At 59.5% G+C, this 17804-nt stretch carries 16 protein-coding genes; 8 read left to right on the top strand and 8 right to left on the bottom strand.

Going from position 1 to position 17804, the window contains the following annotated elements:
* The 3 genes from E1180_RS05525 to E1180_RS05515 all read left to right on the top strand — a co-directional run.
* On the top strand, positions 1-441 hold a 441-nt coding region (locus tag E1180_RS05525; protein ID WP_196220539.1), incomplete at its 5' end, for a branched-chain amino acid ABC transporter permease.
* A 13-nt stretch (positions 442-454) separates the two neighbouring features.
* On the top strand, positions 455-1417 hold the full coding sequence (locus tag E1180_RS05520; protein WP_155190164.1) for a branched-chain amino acid ABC transporter permease: 963 nt from the start codon (positions 455-457) through the stop codon (positions 1415-1417).
* A 93-nt stretch (positions 1418-1510) separates the two neighbouring features.
* Complete coding sequence (locus tag E1180_RS05515; protein ID WP_155190163.1) at positions 1511-2716, top strand: ABC transporter substrate-binding protein; 1206 nt, start codon at positions 1511-1513, stop codon at positions 2714-2716.
* A 504-nt stretch (positions 2717-3220) separates the two neighbouring features.
* On the opposite strand, the gene E1180_RS05510 is transcribed toward E1180_RS05515, so the two are convergent.
* From E1180_RS05510 to E1180_RS05500, 3 genes are read right to left on the bottom strand one after another with little or no spacing between them, the layout of a single operon-like run.
* Positions 3221-4582, bottom strand: a complete 1362-nt coding sequence (locus tag E1180_RS05510) for an FAD-dependent oxidoreductase (protein WP_208996952.1) — start codon at positions 4580-4582, stop codon at positions 3221-3223.
* A gap of 33 nt (positions 4583-4615) precedes the next feature.
* Positions 4616-5701 carry an anhydro-N-acetylmuramic acid kinase gene (locus E1180_RS05505; RefSeq protein ID WP_244313970.1) on the bottom strand — a complete coding sequence of 362 codons (1086 nt, stop codon included), beginning with the start codon at positions 5699-5701 and terminating at the stop codon, positions 4616-4618.
* A complete protein-coding gene (locus E1180_RS05500) occupies positions 5698-7050 on the bottom strand; it encodes an aspartate aminotransferase family protein (RefSeq protein WP_155190159.1) in 1353 nt (450 codons plus the stop codon). The genes E1180_RS05505 and E1180_RS05500 overlap by 4 nt, the downstream gene beginning before the upstream one ends.
* Before the next feature lie 414 nt (positions 7051-7464).
* Between E1180_RS05500 and E1180_RS05495 the strand changes: the two genes are divergently transcribed.
* The 5 genes from E1180_RS05495 (at position 7465) to E1180_RS05475 (ending at position 12480) form a co-directional block, all read left to right on the top strand.
* Positions 7465-8421: a metal ABC transporter solute-binding protein, Zn/Mn family gene (locus tag E1180_RS05495; protein WP_155190157.1), complete on the top strand. Its 957-nt coding sequence runs from the start codon at positions 7465-7467 to the stop codon at positions 8419-8421.
* An 11-nt stretch (positions 8422-8432) separates the two neighbouring features.
* Positions 8433-9257: a metal ABC transporter ATP-binding protein gene (locus E1180_RS05490; protein ID WP_155190155.1), complete on the top strand. Its 825-nt coding sequence runs from the start codon at positions 8433-8435 to the stop codon at positions 9255-9257.
* A complete protein-coding gene (locus E1180_RS05485) occupies positions 9257-10471 on the top strand; it encodes a metal ABC transporter permease (RefSeq protein ID WP_155190153.1) in 1215 nt (404 codons plus the stop codon). Before E1180_RS05490 ends, E1180_RS05485 begins: the two co-directional genes overlap by 1 nt.
* Positions 10471-11403: a metal ABC transporter permease gene (locus E1180_RS05480; protein WP_155190151.1), complete on the top strand. Its 933-nt coding sequence runs from the start codon at positions 10471-10473 to the stop codon at positions 11401-11403. Before E1180_RS05485 ends, E1180_RS05480 begins: the two co-directional genes overlap by 1 nt.
* 279 nt (positions 11404-11682) lie before the next feature.
* Positions 11683-12480 carry a helix-turn-helix domain-containing protein gene (locus E1180_RS05475; protein WP_155190149.1) on the top strand — a complete coding sequence of 266 codons (798 nt, stop codon included), beginning with the start codon at positions 11683-11685 and terminating at the stop codon, positions 12478-12480.
* A gap of 212 nt (positions 12481-12692) precedes the next feature.
* On the opposite strand, the gene E1180_RS05470 is transcribed toward E1180_RS05475, so the two are convergent.
* The 5 genes from E1180_RS05470 to E1180_RS05450 are packed head-to-tail and all read right to left on the bottom strand — an operon-like array spanning position 12693 to position 17800.
* Positions 12693-13430 carry a ThuA domain-containing protein gene (locus E1180_RS05470; protein WP_155190147.1) on the bottom strand — a complete coding sequence of 246 codons (738 nt, stop codon included), beginning with the start codon at positions 13428-13430 and terminating at the stop codon, positions 12693-12695.
* Positions 13427-14308: an NAD(P)-dependent oxidoreductase gene (locus E1180_RS05465; RefSeq protein ID WP_244313969.1), complete on the bottom strand. Its 882-nt coding sequence runs from the start codon at positions 14306-14308 to the stop codon at positions 13427-13429. The genes E1180_RS05470 and E1180_RS05465 overlap by 4 nt, the downstream gene beginning before the upstream one ends.
* On the bottom strand, positions 14305-15816 hold the full coding sequence (locus E1180_RS05460; protein ID WP_155190145.1) for a sugar ABC transporter ATP-binding protein: 1512 nt from the start codon (positions 15814-15816) through the stop codon (positions 14305-14307). Before E1180_RS05460 ends, E1180_RS05465 begins: the two co-directional genes overlap by 4 nt.
* A complete protein-coding gene (locus E1180_RS05455) occupies positions 15813-16814 on the bottom strand; it encodes an ABC transporter permease (protein ID WP_155190143.1) in 1002 nt (333 codons plus the stop codon). Before E1180_RS05455 ends, E1180_RS05460 begins: the two co-directional genes overlap by 4 nt.
* An 11-nt stretch (positions 16815-16825) precedes the next feature.
* A complete protein-coding gene (locus E1180_RS05450; protein ID WP_155190142.1) occupies positions 16826-17800 on the bottom strand; it encodes an ABC transporter permease in 975 nt (324 codons plus the stop codon).
* Positions 17801-17804: the final 4 nt, after the last annotated feature.

Here is a 17804-nt window from a genome sequence, read left to right as displayed (position 1 = left end):
TACACGGTGCTTGCGATGCTCGCGCTCGTTGGGGCGCTACAAGTGTTCCTGACCCAATCCAAATGGGGTAAGGCCATGCGCGCCATGTCCGATAATCCGAGCCTTGCCCTACTGTCGGGCATCGACAACAAGAAAGTCGTCATGCTGACATGGATTATCGCGGGCGGGCTCTGCGCTGCGTCGGGCGTTTTCCTCGGGTTGAATACCGAACTGAAGTCCATGATGGGATGGCACATGCTCCTGCCGATGTTCGCAGCGGCGATCCTTGGCGGTGTCGGCCGGGTCGAAGGAGCCGTTCTCGGCGGCCTGATCGTGGGCATTGCCGAAGAGCTTTCGGTTCTGATCCTGCCGAGCGAATACAAGGCCGCCATGGCCTTCGCAATTTTGTTGTTCATGCTGCTTGTGCGTCCGACCGGACTGCTCAAGGGCAAGGTACTTTAAAAGGGGGCGCAAGATGGAATTTCTGGGTCTTGTCAACTACGCCCTCTTCATGGCGATCTTCATCGCCATTTATGCGCTTCTGGCACTGGGCTTGAACATTCAGTGGGGCTTTGCCGGATTGTTCAATGCCGGAATTGCAGGGTTCTTTGCCGTGGGTGCCTATACCTCGGCTATTCTCACCAGCCCGGCCGCCGAAGGGCGCCTTGGCGGCTTTGAGCTAATCTCACCGCTGGGCTGGATTGGCGCGATGATCGCGGCAGCCCTCGTGGCGTGGCCAATCGGGAAAATCTGCCTCCGCTTTCGCTCGGACTATTTGGCAATCGCCTCGATCGGGATCGCGGAGATTATCCGTCTGGTGATCAAGTCCGAACCAGCGCTTACCAATGGTGCACGGGGCATTCCGGGCATCCCCCGCCCCTTTGGCGATCTTGGCTACATGGAATCCCAGGTGGCCTATCTGATCATCGTTCTCGCCGTTCTCATCGCCGTCTATGTCCTGGTCGAGCGCCAGTTCAACGCGCCCTGGGGCCGGATGATGCGCGCAATCCGTGACAATGAAGACGCGGCCAAGGCCATGGGCAAGGATGTCGAGTTCCGGCGTCTGGAAGCCTTCATTTTCGGTGCGGCGCTGATGGGCCTGGGCGGGGCCTTGTTTGCCCATTTCAACCGCTCGATCACGCCGGAAGCCATCGACCCGATGGTTGCAACCTTCCTGGTCTGGATCATGCTGATTCTGGGCGGATCCGGGAACAACAGGGGCGCAATCCTAGGGGCGGCGGTTGTCTGGATCATCTGGTCGGTTTCCGAGATCGCCACCGATCAGCTGCCGCATGAATACGCGGTTCAAGCTAAGTATATCCGCTTGTTTTTAATAGGTCTTATGCTCCAGCTCGTTTTGCGCTTCCGGCCGGAAGGACTGCTTCCGGAGCCGCTGCGCGGAGACCAGAGGGCAGCGAAATCTGAGGCGGACCGATAATCGGCCCGCGTTCAGGTTGTGTCTTGCACTTCGTGCGGACATAGCCGAATATCCCGGCAACCGGCAAAGACCGGATAATGAGGAGGTAGTTTCATGAAAACCAAATTTCTCGCACTTGCTGCGGGCCTGATGGCCGCAACCGCACTTGCCAGTGCACCGGCTCAGGCCGACGTGAAAATCGGCTTGGTCGGCGGTGTGTCCGGTCCGATCGCTGCCATGGCGCCTGCCATGATCGACGCAGCTCAGCTGGCTGTTCAGCAGGTCAATGAGCAGGGCGGTATCGGTGACGGCGAAACGCTCAGCGGCGTTGTCGGCGACAGTGCCTGTAATCCGCAAAATGGTACGGACGCTGCGACCAAGGCGGTCAACATCGAAGGTGTTGTTGGCCTGGTTGGCCCGCATTGCTCCGGTGCCGTTCTGGCAGCTGCCGGTTCCGTGACCATTCCGGCTGGTGTTGTTCTCGTCACGCCGTCCGGCACATCCCCGGAGATCACCGGCCTGGAAGACAACGACACCGTTTTCCGCACGGTCCCGTCCGATGATTATCAGGGCCGTGCCCTGGCGCGTACGTTGAAAGAGCAGGGCTACGAGAAAGTCGCTGTTGCCTATCTGAACAACGACTACGGCACCGGCTTGGCAAATGCCTTCCGGACCGAGTTTGCGGACCAGCTCGGCGGTGAAATCACCCAGTTTGCAGCCCATGAGGAAGGCAAGGCCTCCTACCGGTCCAACCTGGCAGAACTTGCTAAGGGCGGTGCGGACACGCTGGTGATCTTCGACTATGGCGACGGCACGGGTCTTACCATTCTGCGTCAGGCACTCGAAAACGGTTTCTTCGAGAAATTCGTTGGCGGCGACGGCATGAAATCCGACGCTGTGATCAACGAACTCGGTGCTGAAAACCTGGCGACCTTCGTCGCATCTTCGCCGGTCGGTGAAGCCTCTGAGTCGCTCGACGTATTCAACGCTGCTTTCACCGGTGTCGGTGGCGATCCGGACGCGATCTTTGCCAACACGTCCTACGATGCAGCCTTCATGCTTGCACTCGCGCTTGAAAAGAACGGCGGCCAGAAAGACGGTCTGGGTGCAGCGCTCCGGTCGATCTCAACCGGTGAAGGCGAGCCGATCATGCCGGGCGAGTGGTCCAAGGCGAAAGAGCTGATCGCAGCTGGTACCGCCATCGACTACAAGGGCGCGGCCGGTGATCACAACTTCGACGAAAACGGCGACGTTCCGGGCACCTTCGCCCTGTTCGAAGTCGGCTCGGATGGCTTCGAAGTCCTGACCCAAATGAAGTAAGTTTCTTCTGCACAAGAAGACTGTTCAGGAAACCGGCGGTTCGCAAGAGCTGCCGGTTTTTTGCTGGCTCGTCCTTGCTGCCGCCAACCTTCGTTCGGTCATACGGTCTGGCGCTGTGTTTAGTACTGATAGCTGCGCATTGGAGGCCAGGATCGCAACTCTGAGCGGTGTTGCAGCCGGCAAGGATTATGCAAGACGGCTGAGCGCGAAGAGCGAAGGCCCGGCCAGGCTCGCATGTCGTACGGCATCAAGTGCGGGATAACAATCTGGGAAGGCTTTGCATCTTGCATCCCATCTCCCCATCAAGGCGGGAGACGGGGATACGCAGCAGCCTTCGTTTCATGTCCAAGGAGTTGGCTGCTTGGAATGCTCTTTGGGACACCAGAGCATCTCCCGGTCAGATTGGTTCGCCGGGCGATCAATCAGATCGGGGAAAGATGCTCGATAACTGGACGATCGATCAGCTTCGGGTGGGGAATTGATCCCGATTGAACGCCCGCTGATCTAGTGCAGGCGCACGCCCTGACGTTTCAATTCGGCCTGAAGCAGGCCCATGTCCATGGCATTCAGATCGACCCCATGCTTGACCGAGATGGCAGCGGCCACACCGGCGCCCTGTCCGGTTACGGTGCAGCACATCATGTTGCGGGTGGCAGCATGGCTGACCTTGTCGCCACCGGTGGCCCGGCCCGCAACCAGTAGGTTCTTGATCCCCTTGGGCAGCATGGTCCGGTACGGCAGCTGGAAATAGCGGCCCGTGGTCGGCAGGATCAAAATGCCGTAGCCGTCGATGAATTCCGGGAAGATGCCGACACTGTCCTCAAACCGGCCCTGCTCGCGCACGTCCGTCTCGGTCATGTCATAGGCCGCCAGAATCTTGCGCGTATCGCGGATGCCGATGGTCATGCCGAAGTTACGGAGTTTCGCCGTGTCGCAGCCGGGCTGGTACCGCTTTAGCGCTTCCACCGCCATCATCGCCTGGCGGCGTCCCTCGATCTCGTTGCGGGTCATGCTGTCCGGATCCGTCCCGTCGCATTCGGGCAGATGCACGAGGTTCAGATAGGTCAAATCCCCGCTGTCATAAACAGCGCCCCAGGTGCCTGAAATCGTCGACAGGTGCGCTGGGATGATCCCTGCCTGGAGCGCCTGCTTGAACGGCTTTTTCAGGAATGGCGAGAACATGGCATCTTCCTTGCCGGTGGTCTCAACGGTCCATTCGCCGCTTTCCCAATCCTTGTAGGTGTGCGGATCGGCCTTGACCGCTTCCATGAACTTCTTCTTGTCCACGCCGTTCATGGAGAACATGACCGAGGCGGCCTGCATTTCTTCAACGGGCGTCTTGCGGGTTTCAGCGCCCGCCCGGTAGGCAATATCCGCATCGCCGGTCGCGTCAATGACACGCTTGGCAAGAATGGCTTCGCGGCCCGCCTTGCTCTCCGTTATGATGCCCTTGATTTCGTTTCCGTCCATGATCGGCGCCGCAAAGGCGCGGTGCATCATAGGCCGGATCCCAGCCTCTTCCACCAAGTTGTCGGCCACCAGTTTGAAACCTTCGGCATCAATCGCGTCACTGTCCGATTGCGGCTCCGGCGTGGTCGCCCCGGCCTCACGGGCCCGTGCCTCAAACTCCCGGCCAACCCCTTCGGTATCGATGGTCTTTTCATGCCGGTACCAGGCAAAGCCCTCAACGCCAACAGCTGTGATGTTCCCACCCAGGCACCCGAACCGTTCGACAAGGGTCACATCGACCCCGGCGCGGGCCGCCCCCAAGGCAGCAGACAAGCCTCCGGGCCCCGAGCCAACAACCAGAACATCGGTTTCGTGGATAACGTCAATCTCACGCGCGGGTTCCAATATGGTTTTCACGCAGCTTCTCCAATTGTTCGGCAAGTTTCCGGCTTATCGGGCCGGGTGGTACAGTTTTCCGCCGATGACAGGGTGCTCAACCCCTGTTGTTCCTGGAAAGGTGGCCGGCAGGCCGGCGAGAAGACGCGCGCCAAGAAACGCCATTGCCTGCGCCTCCAACGCATCCCCGTCAATTCCGGCCTCATCGGCCAGGATAACCTCTCCGGACAATATACCGGCTAACATCCGCACTAGCACGGGATTATGCCCGCCGCCACCACAGATCAGCCAGCATTTTGGCCGTTTTGGCAAAAGTGTTTCTGCTTTGGCGATGGCCTTCGCGGTGAAGGCCAGAAGGGTGGCCGCGCCGTCTTCAAGACCCAGCCCCTCAGCAAACGCGCCCGAAAAACTGTACCTGTCCAGCGACTTCGGCCCGGGCTCCGACAGGAAGGGGTGTTTGAGGACTTGCTCCAGCCGGTCAGGGTCGGGCGTCCCGGCTCCCGAAATCATACCATCCCGGTCGTAGTCACCGGCACCATGTCGGCGGATCCAGTCATCCAGGAGCGCATTTCCCGGCCCGATGTCGAATGCAAGAAGATCATCGCCATCAATGTAAGTCAGGTTGGACACACCACCGATGTTCAAGAAACAAAGCGGTTCCCGGCTGTCCCCAAGCAATGTCTTGGACAGCGCCTGATGATAAACCGGCACAAGCGGCGCGCCCTGCCCGCCTGCCGCCATATCCGCCAGCCGAACATCACCGGCGACCGGAATGCCAAGCTCATCCGCGAGGGCCTGAGGGTCCCCAAGCTGGACGGTCTCCCCGCGTTCCGGGTCATGCCAAACAGTCTGGCCGTGAAAAACCACACAGTCCGGGCTGAGGTCATGCTCTGCCACGAACGCGCTGATGCTGGCGGCATGGTCTTGTGTGACCGCTTCAGCGAGCGCCGGCCAGGTTTGCCTGTTCGTGCCCTTTGCAGCGGCCGCTTCCAGGACGCCGCGTCTCGTTGTCTCCCGGTAGGGCGTCGTCGCCGCAGGCCCGAAACGCGGGACCGAAATGCCGTCTGCCTGGATTTCAGCCAGATCAATTCCGTCCGCGGAGGTGCCACTGATTGTACCGACGATGGACCACATGGTCATAGGCTGTTCGACACTGCCGCAAGGCTTTCTTCGGCAATGTCAAACATGCCATTGACCTGCGCTTCCGTGATGATCAGGGGCGGGCAGAACGCCATGGCGTCGAGCATGTTCCGCGAAATCAATCCGTTTTCATGGAAATGCGCATTGGCCTTTGCCCCCAGTGCTCCGGGCGTATCGATGTAGGCATTGTGGCTGAGCTCGGCGGCCCCGATCAGGCCTATTCCCCGCGTTTCCACCACCAGCGGGTTCGCTTTGAGGCCTTGAAGCCGCTTCTGGAACACGGGCGCAACGGCCCGCACATTGCCGACCAGGTCCCGTTCCTCAATGATCTTGAGGTTTTCCAAGGCAACCGCTGCCGCGACCGGATGTCCGGAGCCGGTATATCCATGTCCTAGAACGCCGATCCTGTGGCTTTCATCGGCAATGGGCTGATAGACTTCATCGCTGATCAAAAGAGCGGAAATCGGCTGATAGGACGATGACAAGGCCTTGGACAGCGTCATGATATCCGGCTCAAGGTTATAGGTTTGCGTGCCGAACATGTTGCCGGTCCGGCCAAACCCGCAGATGACTTCGTCCGCAACAAAAAGAATCCCGTATTTCTTCAGGACCGGCTGGACGGCTTCCCAATAGCCATCCGGCGGCACGATGACACCGCCCGCCCCCATGACCGGCTCGGCAAAGAAGGCGGCAATGGTCTCGGGACCTTCAGCAAGGATCAGATCTTCCAGATCCTGCGCGCAGCGCCTTGCAAAATCCGCCTCGCTCTCGCCGTCCTTCTTCTGGCTCCGGTAATGCGGGCATGTCGTATGAAGGATCTGCGGCAATGGCAGATCGAAGGACCGATGATTGTTCGGCAACCCGGTCAGGCTTGCCGATGCGATGGTCACCCCGTGATAGCCGCGCACACGCGAAATGATCTTCTTGCGCTGCGGCTGGCCCAGAGCATTGGACCGGTACCAGATCAGCTTGATGGCCGTGTCGTTGGCCTCCGAGCCGGAATTGGTAAAATAGACTTTGGACATCGGCACCGGCGCCATCTCGATCAGCTTTTCGGCAAGCTCGATCGAGGGACCGTGCGTCTTGTAGGTGAAGGTGTGGTAGTAGGGCAGCTTCTCCATCTGGCGTGCCGCTGCATCCACCAGGCGCTTTTCCCCGAACCCGACTGCCACACTCCACAGGCCCGCCATACCTTCGATATAGCGTTTGCCGTTGATGTCGGAGACATAAATACCATCGCCCTTGTCGATCACGATGGCGCCTGTTTCTTCCTGGCGGCGGGCATCGGCATAGGAGTGGAGCTGAACCGCGGTATCGCGTGCTTCAAGAGAGTTCGGCAGGTGCGCCATGAAACGCCTCAAACGATTATGGTGGCTGATAGGTCAATCTTCGCACGCCGGCATGAGCGCAGCCGGTCGGCACTCCAAGCTAGATCCTTTCGGTAAAAACAAAAAGCGGAGATTGCCGAACCGTCACTGCCGTGTTGTGGATGAACATAGCGGGCCCTGTCACAGTCTACGGGTCTTGCGGCCATCAAGAGTTGAAAACCTGTGCCCCGCCCCTTCCGCCTCTATATCCCTCTACTGACACAAGGCTTGCCGCGCGTTTTTTTACAGACCGACCGGTCATTGGTAATCAACGGAAGATCGCCAGATTTATTTTTGCGAATGCCTCGCAATAGCATTGACGTTGCAACTGCTTCGCAATATTAATAGTCGCAGCAGGAGGCCCGGACCGGGAACATTATCATTGGGAGCCAAGACATGAACCTCACCAAACGCACCTTCATAGCGGCTGCAACGGCCCTGGCCATGGCGCTGCCCGCCAGCCTTGCCGCCGCGCAGGAGCGCCTGAATGTTGTCGCCACCACCGGTATGATCGCGGATGCGGTTTCCAATGTGGGCGGTGATCTGGTAGACGTGAGACCGCTGATGGGAGCCGGTGTGGACCCGCACGCCTACCGCCAGACACGCAGCGACATCGTTGCCATGGCGAATGCGGATCTTGTCCTTTGGAATGGCCTTTATCTGGAAGCGCAGATGGAGGACTTCCTGGGTGACCTTGCAGAAGGAACGGCCGTGGTGCCGGTTGCCGAGTCGGTGCCGGAAAATCTGCTGCTTGGCTCGGAAGACTATGAAGGCCGGTTCGATCCCCATTTGTGGATGAACCCGAACCTCTGGTCGCGCGTGGTCGTGAACGTCCGCGATGCGCTTATCGATGTTCATCCCGACGGCGCGGACAGCTTCAACGCCAATGCCGAAGCCTATCTCACGCAGCTGAACGAGCTGGCCCGCTACACAAACGAGGTCCTGTCCACCGTGCCGGTTGAAAGCCGCGTGGTGCTGTCCGCCCATGACGCCTTCAACTATTTCGGCAATGCCTATGGGTATGAAGTCGTCGGCATCCAGGGCATCTCCACGGAATCCGAGGCAGGCCTTAAGCGCATCGGCGAGCTCGTCGACATGCTGGTCGAACGCAATATCAGGGCTGTTTTTGTCGAGACATCGGTTTCCGACCGGAATGTGCAGGCCCTGATCGAGGGCGCGGCGGCCGAGGGCCATGAGGTGATCATTGGCGGAGAACTCTTTTCGGATGCGATGGGAGAACCAGGCACCTATGAAGGCACGTATATCGGTATGATCGACCACAACGCCACGACCATCGCGTCCGCGCTCGGCGGCAAGGCTCCGGCCAAGGGCATGCAAGGCCTCCTGAATTGAGGGACCCTGGAATGACAACCACTCAGCAGCCAATTGTTGCTGCGCAAGACGGCCGGGCCACGCGCCCGGCCGCTGTTCCCACCGGCGCTCCTCTGGCAGTGCGGGGAGTGACGGTATCTTACGGGGAAAAGCCGGCAGTCTTTTCGGTGGACGCCACTTTTCCCGCCGAGGCCATGTCCGCCATCATCGGGCCCAATGGTGCGGGCAAGTCTACGCTCCTGAAGGCCGCCCTTGGTGTCATCCCGCGTCTGTCCGGCGAGGTTTATGTCTTCGGCCAGCCGGTAGAAAAGGCGCGTGAACGCATTGCCTATGTGCCCCAGCGGGCAAGTGTCGACTGGGATTTCCCGACGACCGTGATGGACGTTGTCCAAATGGGGCTTTACCGCAAGGTCGGCTTGCTCGGCCGGTTATCAGGACAGATGGCGGCCCGCGCGCGGGACTGCCTCGACCGGGTCGGCATGGCTGATTTCTCCCATCGCCAGATCGGGCAGCTTTCCGGTGGCCAGCAGCAACGCGTGTTTCTTGCCCGAGCGTTGGCGCAGGATGCGGATCTTTATCTCCTTGATGAACCTTTTGCCGGCGTTGACGCTGCAACCGAGCGGGCCATCATAGACGTTCTCAAACTCCTCAAGGCCGAGGGCAAAGCGGTGGTCGCCGTCCATCATGACCTGTCGACCGTGTCCGACTATTTCGACCACGTTTTCCTCATCAACGTGCGCCGGATCGCCGAAGGGCCAGTCTCAGACACCTTCACCACCGGGAACCTTCAGGCGACCTATGGCGGCCGGCTCGCAGCCACCCATCTTGACGAATTGCCGGTGGCCGGAGGCGTTTAATGAACGCGTTTTTCGAAGCGCTTATTCTCCAGGCGGGATACAATGCCGCGCTGGTGGCCGTCGGCGCAGCCCTGCTTGGATTTGCAGCAGGCTCCTCCGGTACATTCCTGTTTTTGCGCAAACGCGCACTGGTCTCCGACGCGGTCGCGCATGCAACACTGCCGGGCGTTGCCCTCGCCTTCATGCTCATGGTGGCGTTGGGCGGCGACGGCCGGAACCTGATAGGCCTTCTGGCAGGGTCCGCCATAACGGCCTGGATCGGGCTCCTGCTGATCGAGTGGATCTCGCGTCGCACCCGGCTTGCCGAAGACGCGGCCATCGGCGCGGTTCTGGGCGTTTTTTTCGGTGTCGGCATCGTCCTCCTGACCATCGTTCAGTCCATGAGCGCGGGCCGCCAGGCCGGGCTTGAAAGTTTCCTTCTCGGCTCAACTGCCGGCATGCTGTTCCAGGATGCTGTCGTCATTGCCGTGGGCGGGTCTCTGGCGGTGTTTGCGACCTGGCTCATGCGCCGGCCCATGACACTGGTTGCCTTCGACAGCGAATATGCGGCCGCAATGGGCTACAATGTCCGGCGGATCGACCTTCTGATGATGGGCCTCGTGCTCGCCGTCACCGTCATTGGCCTGAAACTTGTCGGACTGATCCTGATCGTGGCCATGCTGATCATTCCCGCCGTCACGGCGCGGTTCTGGACCGACCGATCCGGCCGGGTGATCTGGATCGCCGGGACGATTGGCGGTTTGTCCGGATATCTGGGCGCTGTGCTGTCCGCCTCGGCACCGGCCCTGCCGACCGGTCCCATCATCGTTCTGGTTGCCGCCGCGCTGTTTGTGCTGTCGCTTCTCCTGGCGCCGCGCCGCGGGGTGCTTGCCGCAGTCCTGCGCCACCGCCGGTTCCAGCGCCGGGTCCACCGGCGTCAGGGCCTGCTGGCGCTCGCCGCGCGGCATGCCATCCGCGAGACCTACACCTTGCGGCTGCTCACCAAAGAAGGCCTCGTCCGCCCGGACGGCGTTCCGACGGACATTGGCCGGGCACAGGCTGCAAAAGTGGCACGGGATGAGCGCCGCTGGGACGTTGCCCGCGAAATCCACCAGGATGCCGGCCTCACCGGGCGCTATGACGGACTGACCCCAATCGAAGAGGTGTTCACTGCCGATGAGATCGCCGAGTTCGACCGGCGGCTGGGTCCCCCTGTTGCAGTTGGAGGCGCCTGATGGGAGCCGAATTCGTTCAATTCTCCCTGACGCCGATCCTGATCGGGGTTTTTTCCGCCATTGCCTGCGCGCTGCCGGGAAACTTCCTGATCCTGAGGCGCCAGGCCCTGATCGGTGATGCGATCAGCCATGTGGTGCTGCCGGGGATCGTTGTTGCCTTCCTTGTGACCGGCGTTGTGGCCGCAATCCCCATGCTGCTTGGCGCGGCCGGGGCGGCGATTGTTGCCGTTATCCTCATCGAAGCGGTCAAGCGCCTTGGCAATATCGAGCCGGGCGCTGCCATGGGCGTGGTCTTTACAGCGATGTTTGCCGCCGGCGTCCTGATCCTGGAACAGACCGATACAAGCAAGGTGCATCTGGATGTCGAACATGCCCTCATGGGCAATCTGGAATCGCTCATCTGGTTCCGGGCGGAGGGGTGGCACTCGCTTCTCGATCCGGCCGCTCTTGCAACGCTGCCGGACGAGCTGCCCCGGATCGCCGTGGTCTGCGCGATTGTTGTTGCGCTGACGCTGATCTTCTGGCGCTGGCTCAAGATCGCGACGTTCGACGAAGGGTTCGCCCAGGCACTCGGCATTCCCGCAACAGCCCTCGGCTTCGGGCTTGTGGTGACGGCCGCTGTTGCAGCTGTCGCTGCGTTCGACGCGGTCGGATCGATCATCGTGATCGCCATGTTCATCTGCCCGCCGGCGGCCGCGCGCCTGATGACCAATCGCCTTGAGCATCAGATCTGGTGGTCGGCCGTCTTCGCAACCCTGTCGGCGGTCCTGGGATATGTCTTTGCAGGCTACGGACCGCTCTGGTTCGGCGCACAGAACGCTGTCAGCGCCGCTGGCATGATCGCCTCGGTCTCAGGTGTCATCCTTGGCCTTGCCTGCCTGTTCGCCCCGCACCGCAACCGCGTCGGCGTGGGCAAGGAGGAAGCCGCGTGAGGCGGATCGAGTCGCGATCCTTGCGAAGGTCTGCGAAGCTAAGCCGGATGCCCAGAGGGCCGCTTTAGACACAAGGTCGGCTGTCTAGTTTTTCTGAAGAGAAAATATGGCGCACCGGAGAAGATTCGAACTCCCGCCCCCCCCCAGATACGTAGGCAGGACCAGTTTGTTGATCTGACTGGATATTTTTGCAAAACGGATTCGTTTGAACACCAAAGATATCAATATCTTAGCCTGGCGTTTGCAAACTATTTCACCCAAAAATTCTGCGAGGTTTAGATGCCTCTACTGCAGCAGAATGACATTCTTTTCGCGCACAAGGCTTTGGGGCTTATGCCTGATCTTTCGGCTGCAACACGCCGGGTCGCCGCGGCAATCATCGACCATTTTAACAAGCGGACCGGCCAATGTGATCCCAGCATCGGGAGGCTTATGAAGCTTCTGAAAATCAGCCGCGCAGCTGTGATCAGGGCGACAAAAGAGCTCGACGAGTTGGGTTTGATCGAAAAGAAAAGCCCTGGTGGCAAATCCCACCGCACAGCTTACTCGCCCAATTGGCCAATCTTTAGAGCTTTTGTTGACGACTGGGACGCTGGAATGAAGTCTGGAGAAGGGCCTGCGCACAATCTTGAAACGGTCTCAGATTTGAGACCTCCAAAGTCTCAGTCTTGCGACCTTGGGCGTGTCAGAAATGAGACCCAAACCCATCGAAAGAACCCTTCCAAGAAACCCATCGAACACTGCCGTGTTGATAAGCGTGAGACAAGCAAGCCCGACCTGAGCAGGACGAAAGACCCCACAGGGCTTTTGAAAAAGAAACAAAAGGAAACACAGCAATTCATATCACTACCACCTCAAGGAAGACAGTCTCTCACGCGTTCTGAAGTTTCCAGAGATAAGGCGCAACAACGCTGGGAAGGAGACATCATGAAGCAGCGGGAACCCCAAAAGGTGGCAATTGTAGAATGGCTGACGGCGGACCGGATGGACAAGGTCACAGACGCAGAGATTGAGCAACCTGGTGGTGGCTTAGCGTTTATTCTAGGCGAGATGAAAGACGCGTTGGGTCGTATTTAGTGGCGCGGGTCCTTTCACGTGACGTTTGAAGCCTGCGCGGTCATTCGCGGCCGTAGGGCATAGACGTCTGCGGTGGCAGTCGAGGTGTCAGGATCATTGTCAGGGTCAGGTCGTTTTGCCCTTTAGTGCGGCAGGGGCAGTAAAACTTGCTGCGCATTAAGGGTGCCGATTAGGGTCTTTGTGCACTACAGACTTGTTCATGGTTCCAGGGCTCAAAAACACCCAGTGTTTGCGTAATCGGACTGTTGTTTTCCCTCCGCCGCCCAAATCGAACCTCGGCGAATGATCTCGGTGACTTGCGGCACTTTCAAGTCGTCCAGCTCGTGGCCGATGGAGCAATAAAACACTCTGCCCCTGTCCCAGCGGCGCTTCCAGACCACTGGGATCACCGTGCCTTCGATCCACCACAGGTGCTCCCCGGAGAATGTCGTGGTCGCCAGGACCTCGTTGGAGGGGTCGACGAGCATGTAATATTGTTCGGAGGTTAGCCGGAAGCTCTTGATGTCCTTTACGATCGGATCGTCCGGACGGCAAATGGTGACATCGTAGTCGATGTAGTCTTCCTTCGGCTGCAGGTTGTCCGGCCAGCCGGGTGGGTGGGCCACAAACTGCCCCCCGATCAGAAAGTGATAGGTCGGCCGATCACGGAACGCATCACCCATATGGCCATGCCAGCCGGCAATGCCGCACCCGTCGCCGATCAGTTTCAACAGGCCGTCTTCCTGGGGTTTGGTCATGTTGCCAAATTCTTCCTGGTGGCCCGAACGGGCGGACGACCAGATCGGCGTGATCAAATCCAGATCCTGGAGGGTTTCGGGGTGCTCAAGCGGCTCCATCGTCTCGTAGACGTCAACGGCAAAGCCGTTTTTATGAAGCAAATCCTGATACCAGTCGCTGAAATGGGTCGGGGCATGGCCTTCCCAGCCGCCGACGAACAGTGCCGCCTTCATGACAAATCCCTTTTGACGAATGCATAAATCGACGCCATGTCCCGAGCGTCATATCCGGCCTCGCCTGCATCTGTCAGAACAGAGCGGTTCAAATCGGCCTGGGGCATTGCAACCCCTAAGGAACGGGCGAGATCGAGCGCCAGTCCGATATCCTTCCGGGCGAGCGCAACGGTGAAAGTCACGTCGTGGGACGCCTCATCCAGATATAGCCCCTTGCGGTAGTGAATGACCGGCGCGGCGGCGGCGGAGTTTTCAATGACCTCGTAGGCGGTTTCCGGTGCGATTCCTGCAGATGTCATGAGCGCCAGGGCTTCGGACAGGGTCTGGTTCAGCCCGTGAATCAGCATGTTCACGCCAAGTTTCATGGCGGATCCTTTGGCTGGTCCGCCGAGCCAGATCGTGCGTTTGCCAAGGACAGCGAACACCGACTCCAGCTCTGGCGCATACGCTGGATCTGATCCAGCCATGATCAGAAGCTGGGCATCCTCGGCAGCTTTTGTGGCCCCTGATACAGGTGCGTCCACGAAGCGCTTGCCACAGCCAGACGCTGCCTCGAACAGCCGGTTCGCCGTCGGCACGGAGACTGTCCCCATTTCCACCAAGACCGGGTGCACAGTGGCGGCTGCCACAAGGCCGGTGTCCGGATCGAAATAAACATCCTCCACTGCGCTGTCGTCGGCGAGCATGGAGATAACCACATCGCACTTATCGGCAAGTTCACTAGGTGTGGTGGCACATTCGGCTGCATGACGCCTCGCAAAATCATCGGCCTTGGACGCAGTCCGGTTCCAGACAACCATTTCGTGCCCGGCGGAGGCCAAATTGGCGGCCATGCGCACGCCCATCCGGCCCAGCCCGGCAAATCCGATTTTCATCATGCTGCCTTGTCGGGGGTAATTCCGGAGATGGCCTGGATGAGGTTGTCTTCGGTGACCTCGTCCGAGGTGAAGGTGCGGATGATCTCGCCGGAATACATCGCAACGATCCGGTCGCTCACATGCAGCACCTCCGGCATTTCCGAGCTGATCACGATCACTGCATAGCCTTGCCCGGCAAGTTCGCGGATCAGGTTGTGGATCTCGGACTTGCTGCCAACATCAATGCCGCGGGTGGGCTCGTCCACGATCAGGACGTTTGGATGCATGGACAGCCATTTGCCGATGACAATTTTCTGCTGGTTGCCGCCCGACAGGTTGCCGACTGTCTGCTTCCAGCCGGGCGTGCGGATGTCGAGCCGGTCCCGGTATTGATCGAAAATTGCAACTTCCGCGCCTTCGGCAACAAAAGGTCCGGCCTTCAGATCGTCCACCTGCGGCAGGGTCATGTTGTCCCGGCAGTTCATGCCAAGCACGAGACCCTGGCCCTTGCGGTCTTCCGGCACCAGGGAAATGCCCTTGGAGATCGCATCGGCCGGGGAATGGATCCGGGTTTCCTGGCCATCCAGGAGGATCTTTCCGGCGCTTGGTTCGCGCAAACCGAACAGGGTCTCGGCGATTTCAGTGCGGCCCGCACCGACAAGACCATAAAACCCGACGACTTCTCCGCGCCGGACTTCGAAACTGACATCGCGATAGAGCTTGCCGCAGGACAGGCCTTTGACCTCAAGCGCCACGTCGCCGAGTTCGTTGTGATTGACGTTCCGGCTCAAGTCGAGGCTGCGCCCGATCATCAGCTGCGTGATTTCGTCCTCATTGGTCTTTGCGGTCACCAAAGTGCCCCGGTAGGAGCCGTCGCGCAGCACGCTGATCCGGTCGGTGATCTTGAAGATCTCTTCCATGCGGTGGGAAATGTAGATGATGCCGACGCCATGGTCCTTCAGATCCGCAATCACATCGAACAGCACAACCTTTTCCGCATCGGTCAGCGAAGCTGTCGGCTCATCGAAGATCACCGCCTTTGCATCGACGGTCAGGGCCCGGGCAATCTCAACCATCTGCTGGTTGGCGATGGACAGGTCGCCCACACGCGTTTTGGCGTTGAAACCGACCTTCAGTTTCGCGAGTATCTCATCGGTCTGAGCGTAGAGTTTTTGCCAGTCGACCAGGCCAAAGCGCTTTTTCGGCAGTTCGCCCAGATAGATATTCTCGGCAACGGTCAATTCGGAAGCAAGGCTCAGTTCCTGGTGAATGAACACGATGCCCTTGGACTTGGCGTCAAGCGGCGAGGCCATGCGGACCGGTTGCTCGCTGACGATAATCTTACCTTCGTCCGGCTGGTGCAGACCGCCCAGGACCTTCATCAGGGTCGACTTGCCTGCGCCGTTCTCGCCCATCAGGGCATGAACTTCTCCCGGCAGGACCTCCAGTGAGACGCCGTCGAGAGCGCGCACGCCCGGAAAGGTCTTGACGATGTTTTCAAGCCGCAAGGCCGGTGTCGACTGGCTCATACCCGCAGCTCCTGCTTGCCTTTGAGGTTGAGTTGGCGGTCAAGGAACAGAACCGCGATCAGGATCAGGCCGATGACCAGGTTTACAGTCTCGGTATCGGCGCCGATATGGCCAAGCCCCTTGCGCAAAAGCTGGATCGCAATCACCCCGCCGAGGGTGGAGATGATCGAGCCGGATCCGCCGGTCAGCTTCGTGCCGCCGAGCACAACGGCGGTGATCGCCCACAGCTCGTAAAGCTGGCCGTCATTCGGGTTCACTGATCCCGATTCGGAGTAAAACACCACCGCGGACAGAGCCGCCAGAAAGCCGATCAGCATGAAATTCATTAGGAAGTGCGGCCCGACACGGATCCCGGCGTTGACGGCCGCTTCCCGGTTGTCCCCTATCGCATATGCATTCCGGCCATGAACCGTGCGGTTCATGATGAACCACACGACAGCAACCGTGCCGAGCAGGAACCAGGCAGCCGTGGGCAGACCAAGAAACTGCGCTTCAGCAAAATCGACCAGAGTCCAGTTGAGGTGAGAGGTCGGCTGTTCGCCGTTATACATGAAGACCAGACCACGATAGCCGAGCATGGCACCCAGCGTGACGATGAAGGCGTCCACCCCGGTTTTCCAGACGATCAAACCATTGATCGCCCCCAAGACTATGCCGGTCAGCAGGGCCAGCGCCCAGGCAACGGGAATGACCCAGTCGCCAAGACCGGCAAAAACCGGCCAGGTCATGCTGTCCAGCATCACAACAGCGGCCAAAGCGAAGATCGCGCCGACGCTCAGGTCGATATTGCCGTTGATCATGATCACCGTCATGCCGACGGCAATGATCCCGATGGGGGCGGACTGCTTCAAAAGCAGCAGCATGTTGTCGAGGTCCATGAAGGCCGTGTCGCTTAATGACAGGTATTTGCCCGCGATGGAAAAAAACACCAGCTGCAGGACAATGAAGCCCCAGATCGCGCCGCGTTTCAAAAAGGTGCTGAGAGTTCCCGGTTCCATTGTTCCCTCCCTTACGCGATCGGCGACCAGAGCTTGCCGCGCTTGGCCGCAATATCCAGCCAAACCGCAAGAATGATGATGATCCAGGTGACGACGTATTGGGCGTAGAACTGCAGGCCCACCAGCAAAAGTCCGTTCTGGATAAAACCAAGGATCAGCACGCCAATCACGGTCTTGAAGATCGTGCCCGACCCGCCAAGGAGCGAGGCCCCGCCGAGGATGACCGCAGCCAGCACCTCAAGCTCGAGCCCCTGCCCGACCGTGTTCTGACTGCCCAGCGACCGGCTGGCCTGCAACAGGCCCGCGGTGGCAACGCAAAAGGCCGATAGCAGGTAACAGGTGAAAACCACGCGCGCCCGCCGGATGCCGGAAAAGGTTGCCGCCGTGCCGTTGCCGCCAACGGCGTAGACCTTGCGTCCGAACGGCGTTTTGGCGAGCAAAATGCCGAGCACGGAGGCAACGAGGGCGAACAGCAGGATCGGCACAGGAATGCCGAGAACATCCGATTGGCCAAAGACGCTGAACCACGTTCCTTCCTTGTCGGCGATATCCATGTTCTTGCCGCCGGAGTAAGTCAGGGTCAGGCCGTGGATCGCCGACAGCATGCCGAGTGTCACAATCAGTGAATTGAGCTTGAGGTAACCGACGAGAAAACCGATAAACGCGCCGAGACAGAGCACCATCGCGTACATGCCGGGTATCGCCAGCGCCGGACCGATCTTGTCGTGAAGATCCAGGACCACGATGGTGGCAAATGACATCATCGAGCCAACTGAAAGATCCAGGTTTCCGCTGATCACCACGAAGGTGACGCCAAGCGCCATGACGCCCAAGATGGCCGACGACCGGATAACGCCCATGATGTTGTCAGGGTCCAAAAACCGCTCATTGGCGAGGGTAAACCCAATCATAAAAACGGCAAACGCCACGAGGATACCTTGCCGCGCCAGCAAACGCCCGGCGCCTGCAAGGTTGAAGGAATTCATTCCG

Source organism: Roseibium denhamense (genome assembly GCF_009711415.1).
Taxonomy (GTDB): Bacteria; Pseudomonadota; Alphaproteobacteria; order Rhizobiales; family Stappiaceae; genus Roseibium; species Roseibium denhamense.
Note: the sequence above shows the minus strand (reverse complement) of the source record. Positions and strands in the feature narration are given on the sequence as shown.

Excerpts from the sequence above, each read along its gene's own strand:
- E1180_RS05520 (WP_155190164.1), top strand. The coding sequence starts at position 455 with ATGGAATTTCTGGGTCTTGTCAACTACGCCCTCTTCATGGCGATCTTC.
- E1180_RS05515 (WP_155190163.1), top strand. The coding sequence starts at position 1,511 with ATGAAAACCAAATTTCTCGCACTTGCTGCGGGCCTGATGGCCGCAACC.
- E1180_RS05505 (WP_244313970.1), bottom strand. The coding sequence starts at position 5,701 with ATGACCATGTGGTCCATCGTCGGTACAATCAGTGGCACCTCCGCGGAC.
- E1180_RS05500 (WP_155190159.1), bottom strand. The coding sequence starts at position 7,050 with ATGGCGCACCTGCCGAACTCTCTTGAAGCACGCGATACCGCGGTTCAG.
- E1180_RS05495 (WP_155190157.1), top strand. The coding sequence starts at position 7,465 with ATGAACCTCACCAAACGCACCTTCATAGCGGCTGCAACGGCCCTGGCC.
- E1180_RS05490 (WP_155190155.1), top strand. The coding sequence starts at position 8,433 with ATGACAACCACTCAGCAGCCAATTGTTGCTGCGCAAGACGGCCGGGCC.
- E1180_RS05485 (WP_155190153.1), top strand. The coding sequence starts at position 9,257 with ATGAACGCGTTTTTCGAAGCGCTTATTCTCCAGGCGGGATACAATGCC.
- E1180_RS05480 (WP_155190151.1), top strand. The coding sequence starts at position 10,471 with ATGGGAGCCGAATTCGTTCAATTCTCCCTGACGCCGATCCTGATCGGG.
- E1180_RS05475 (WP_155190149.1), top strand. The coding sequence starts at position 11,683 with ATGCCTCTACTGCAGCAGAATGACATTCTTTTCGCGCACAAGGCTTTG.
- E1180_RS05470 (WP_155190147.1), bottom strand. The coding sequence starts at position 13,430 with ATGAAGGCGGCACTGTTCGTCGGCGGCTGGGAAGGCCATGCCCCGACC.
- E1180_RS05465 (WP_244313969.1), bottom strand. The coding sequence starts at position 14,308 with ATGATGAAAATCGGATTTGCCGGGCTGGGCCGGATGGGCGTGCGCATG.
- E1180_RS05460 (WP_155190145.1), bottom strand. The coding sequence starts at position 15,816 with ATGAGCCAGTCGACACCGGCCTTGCGGCTTGAAAACATCGTCAAGACC.
- E1180_RS05455 (WP_155190143.1), bottom strand. The coding sequence starts at position 16,814 with ATGGAACCGGGAACTCTCAGCACCTTTTTGAAACGCGGCGCGATCTGG.
- E1180_RS05450 (WP_155190142.1), bottom strand. The coding sequence starts at position 17,800 with ATGAATTCCTTCAACCTTGCAGGCGCCGGGCGTTTGCTGGCGCGGCAA.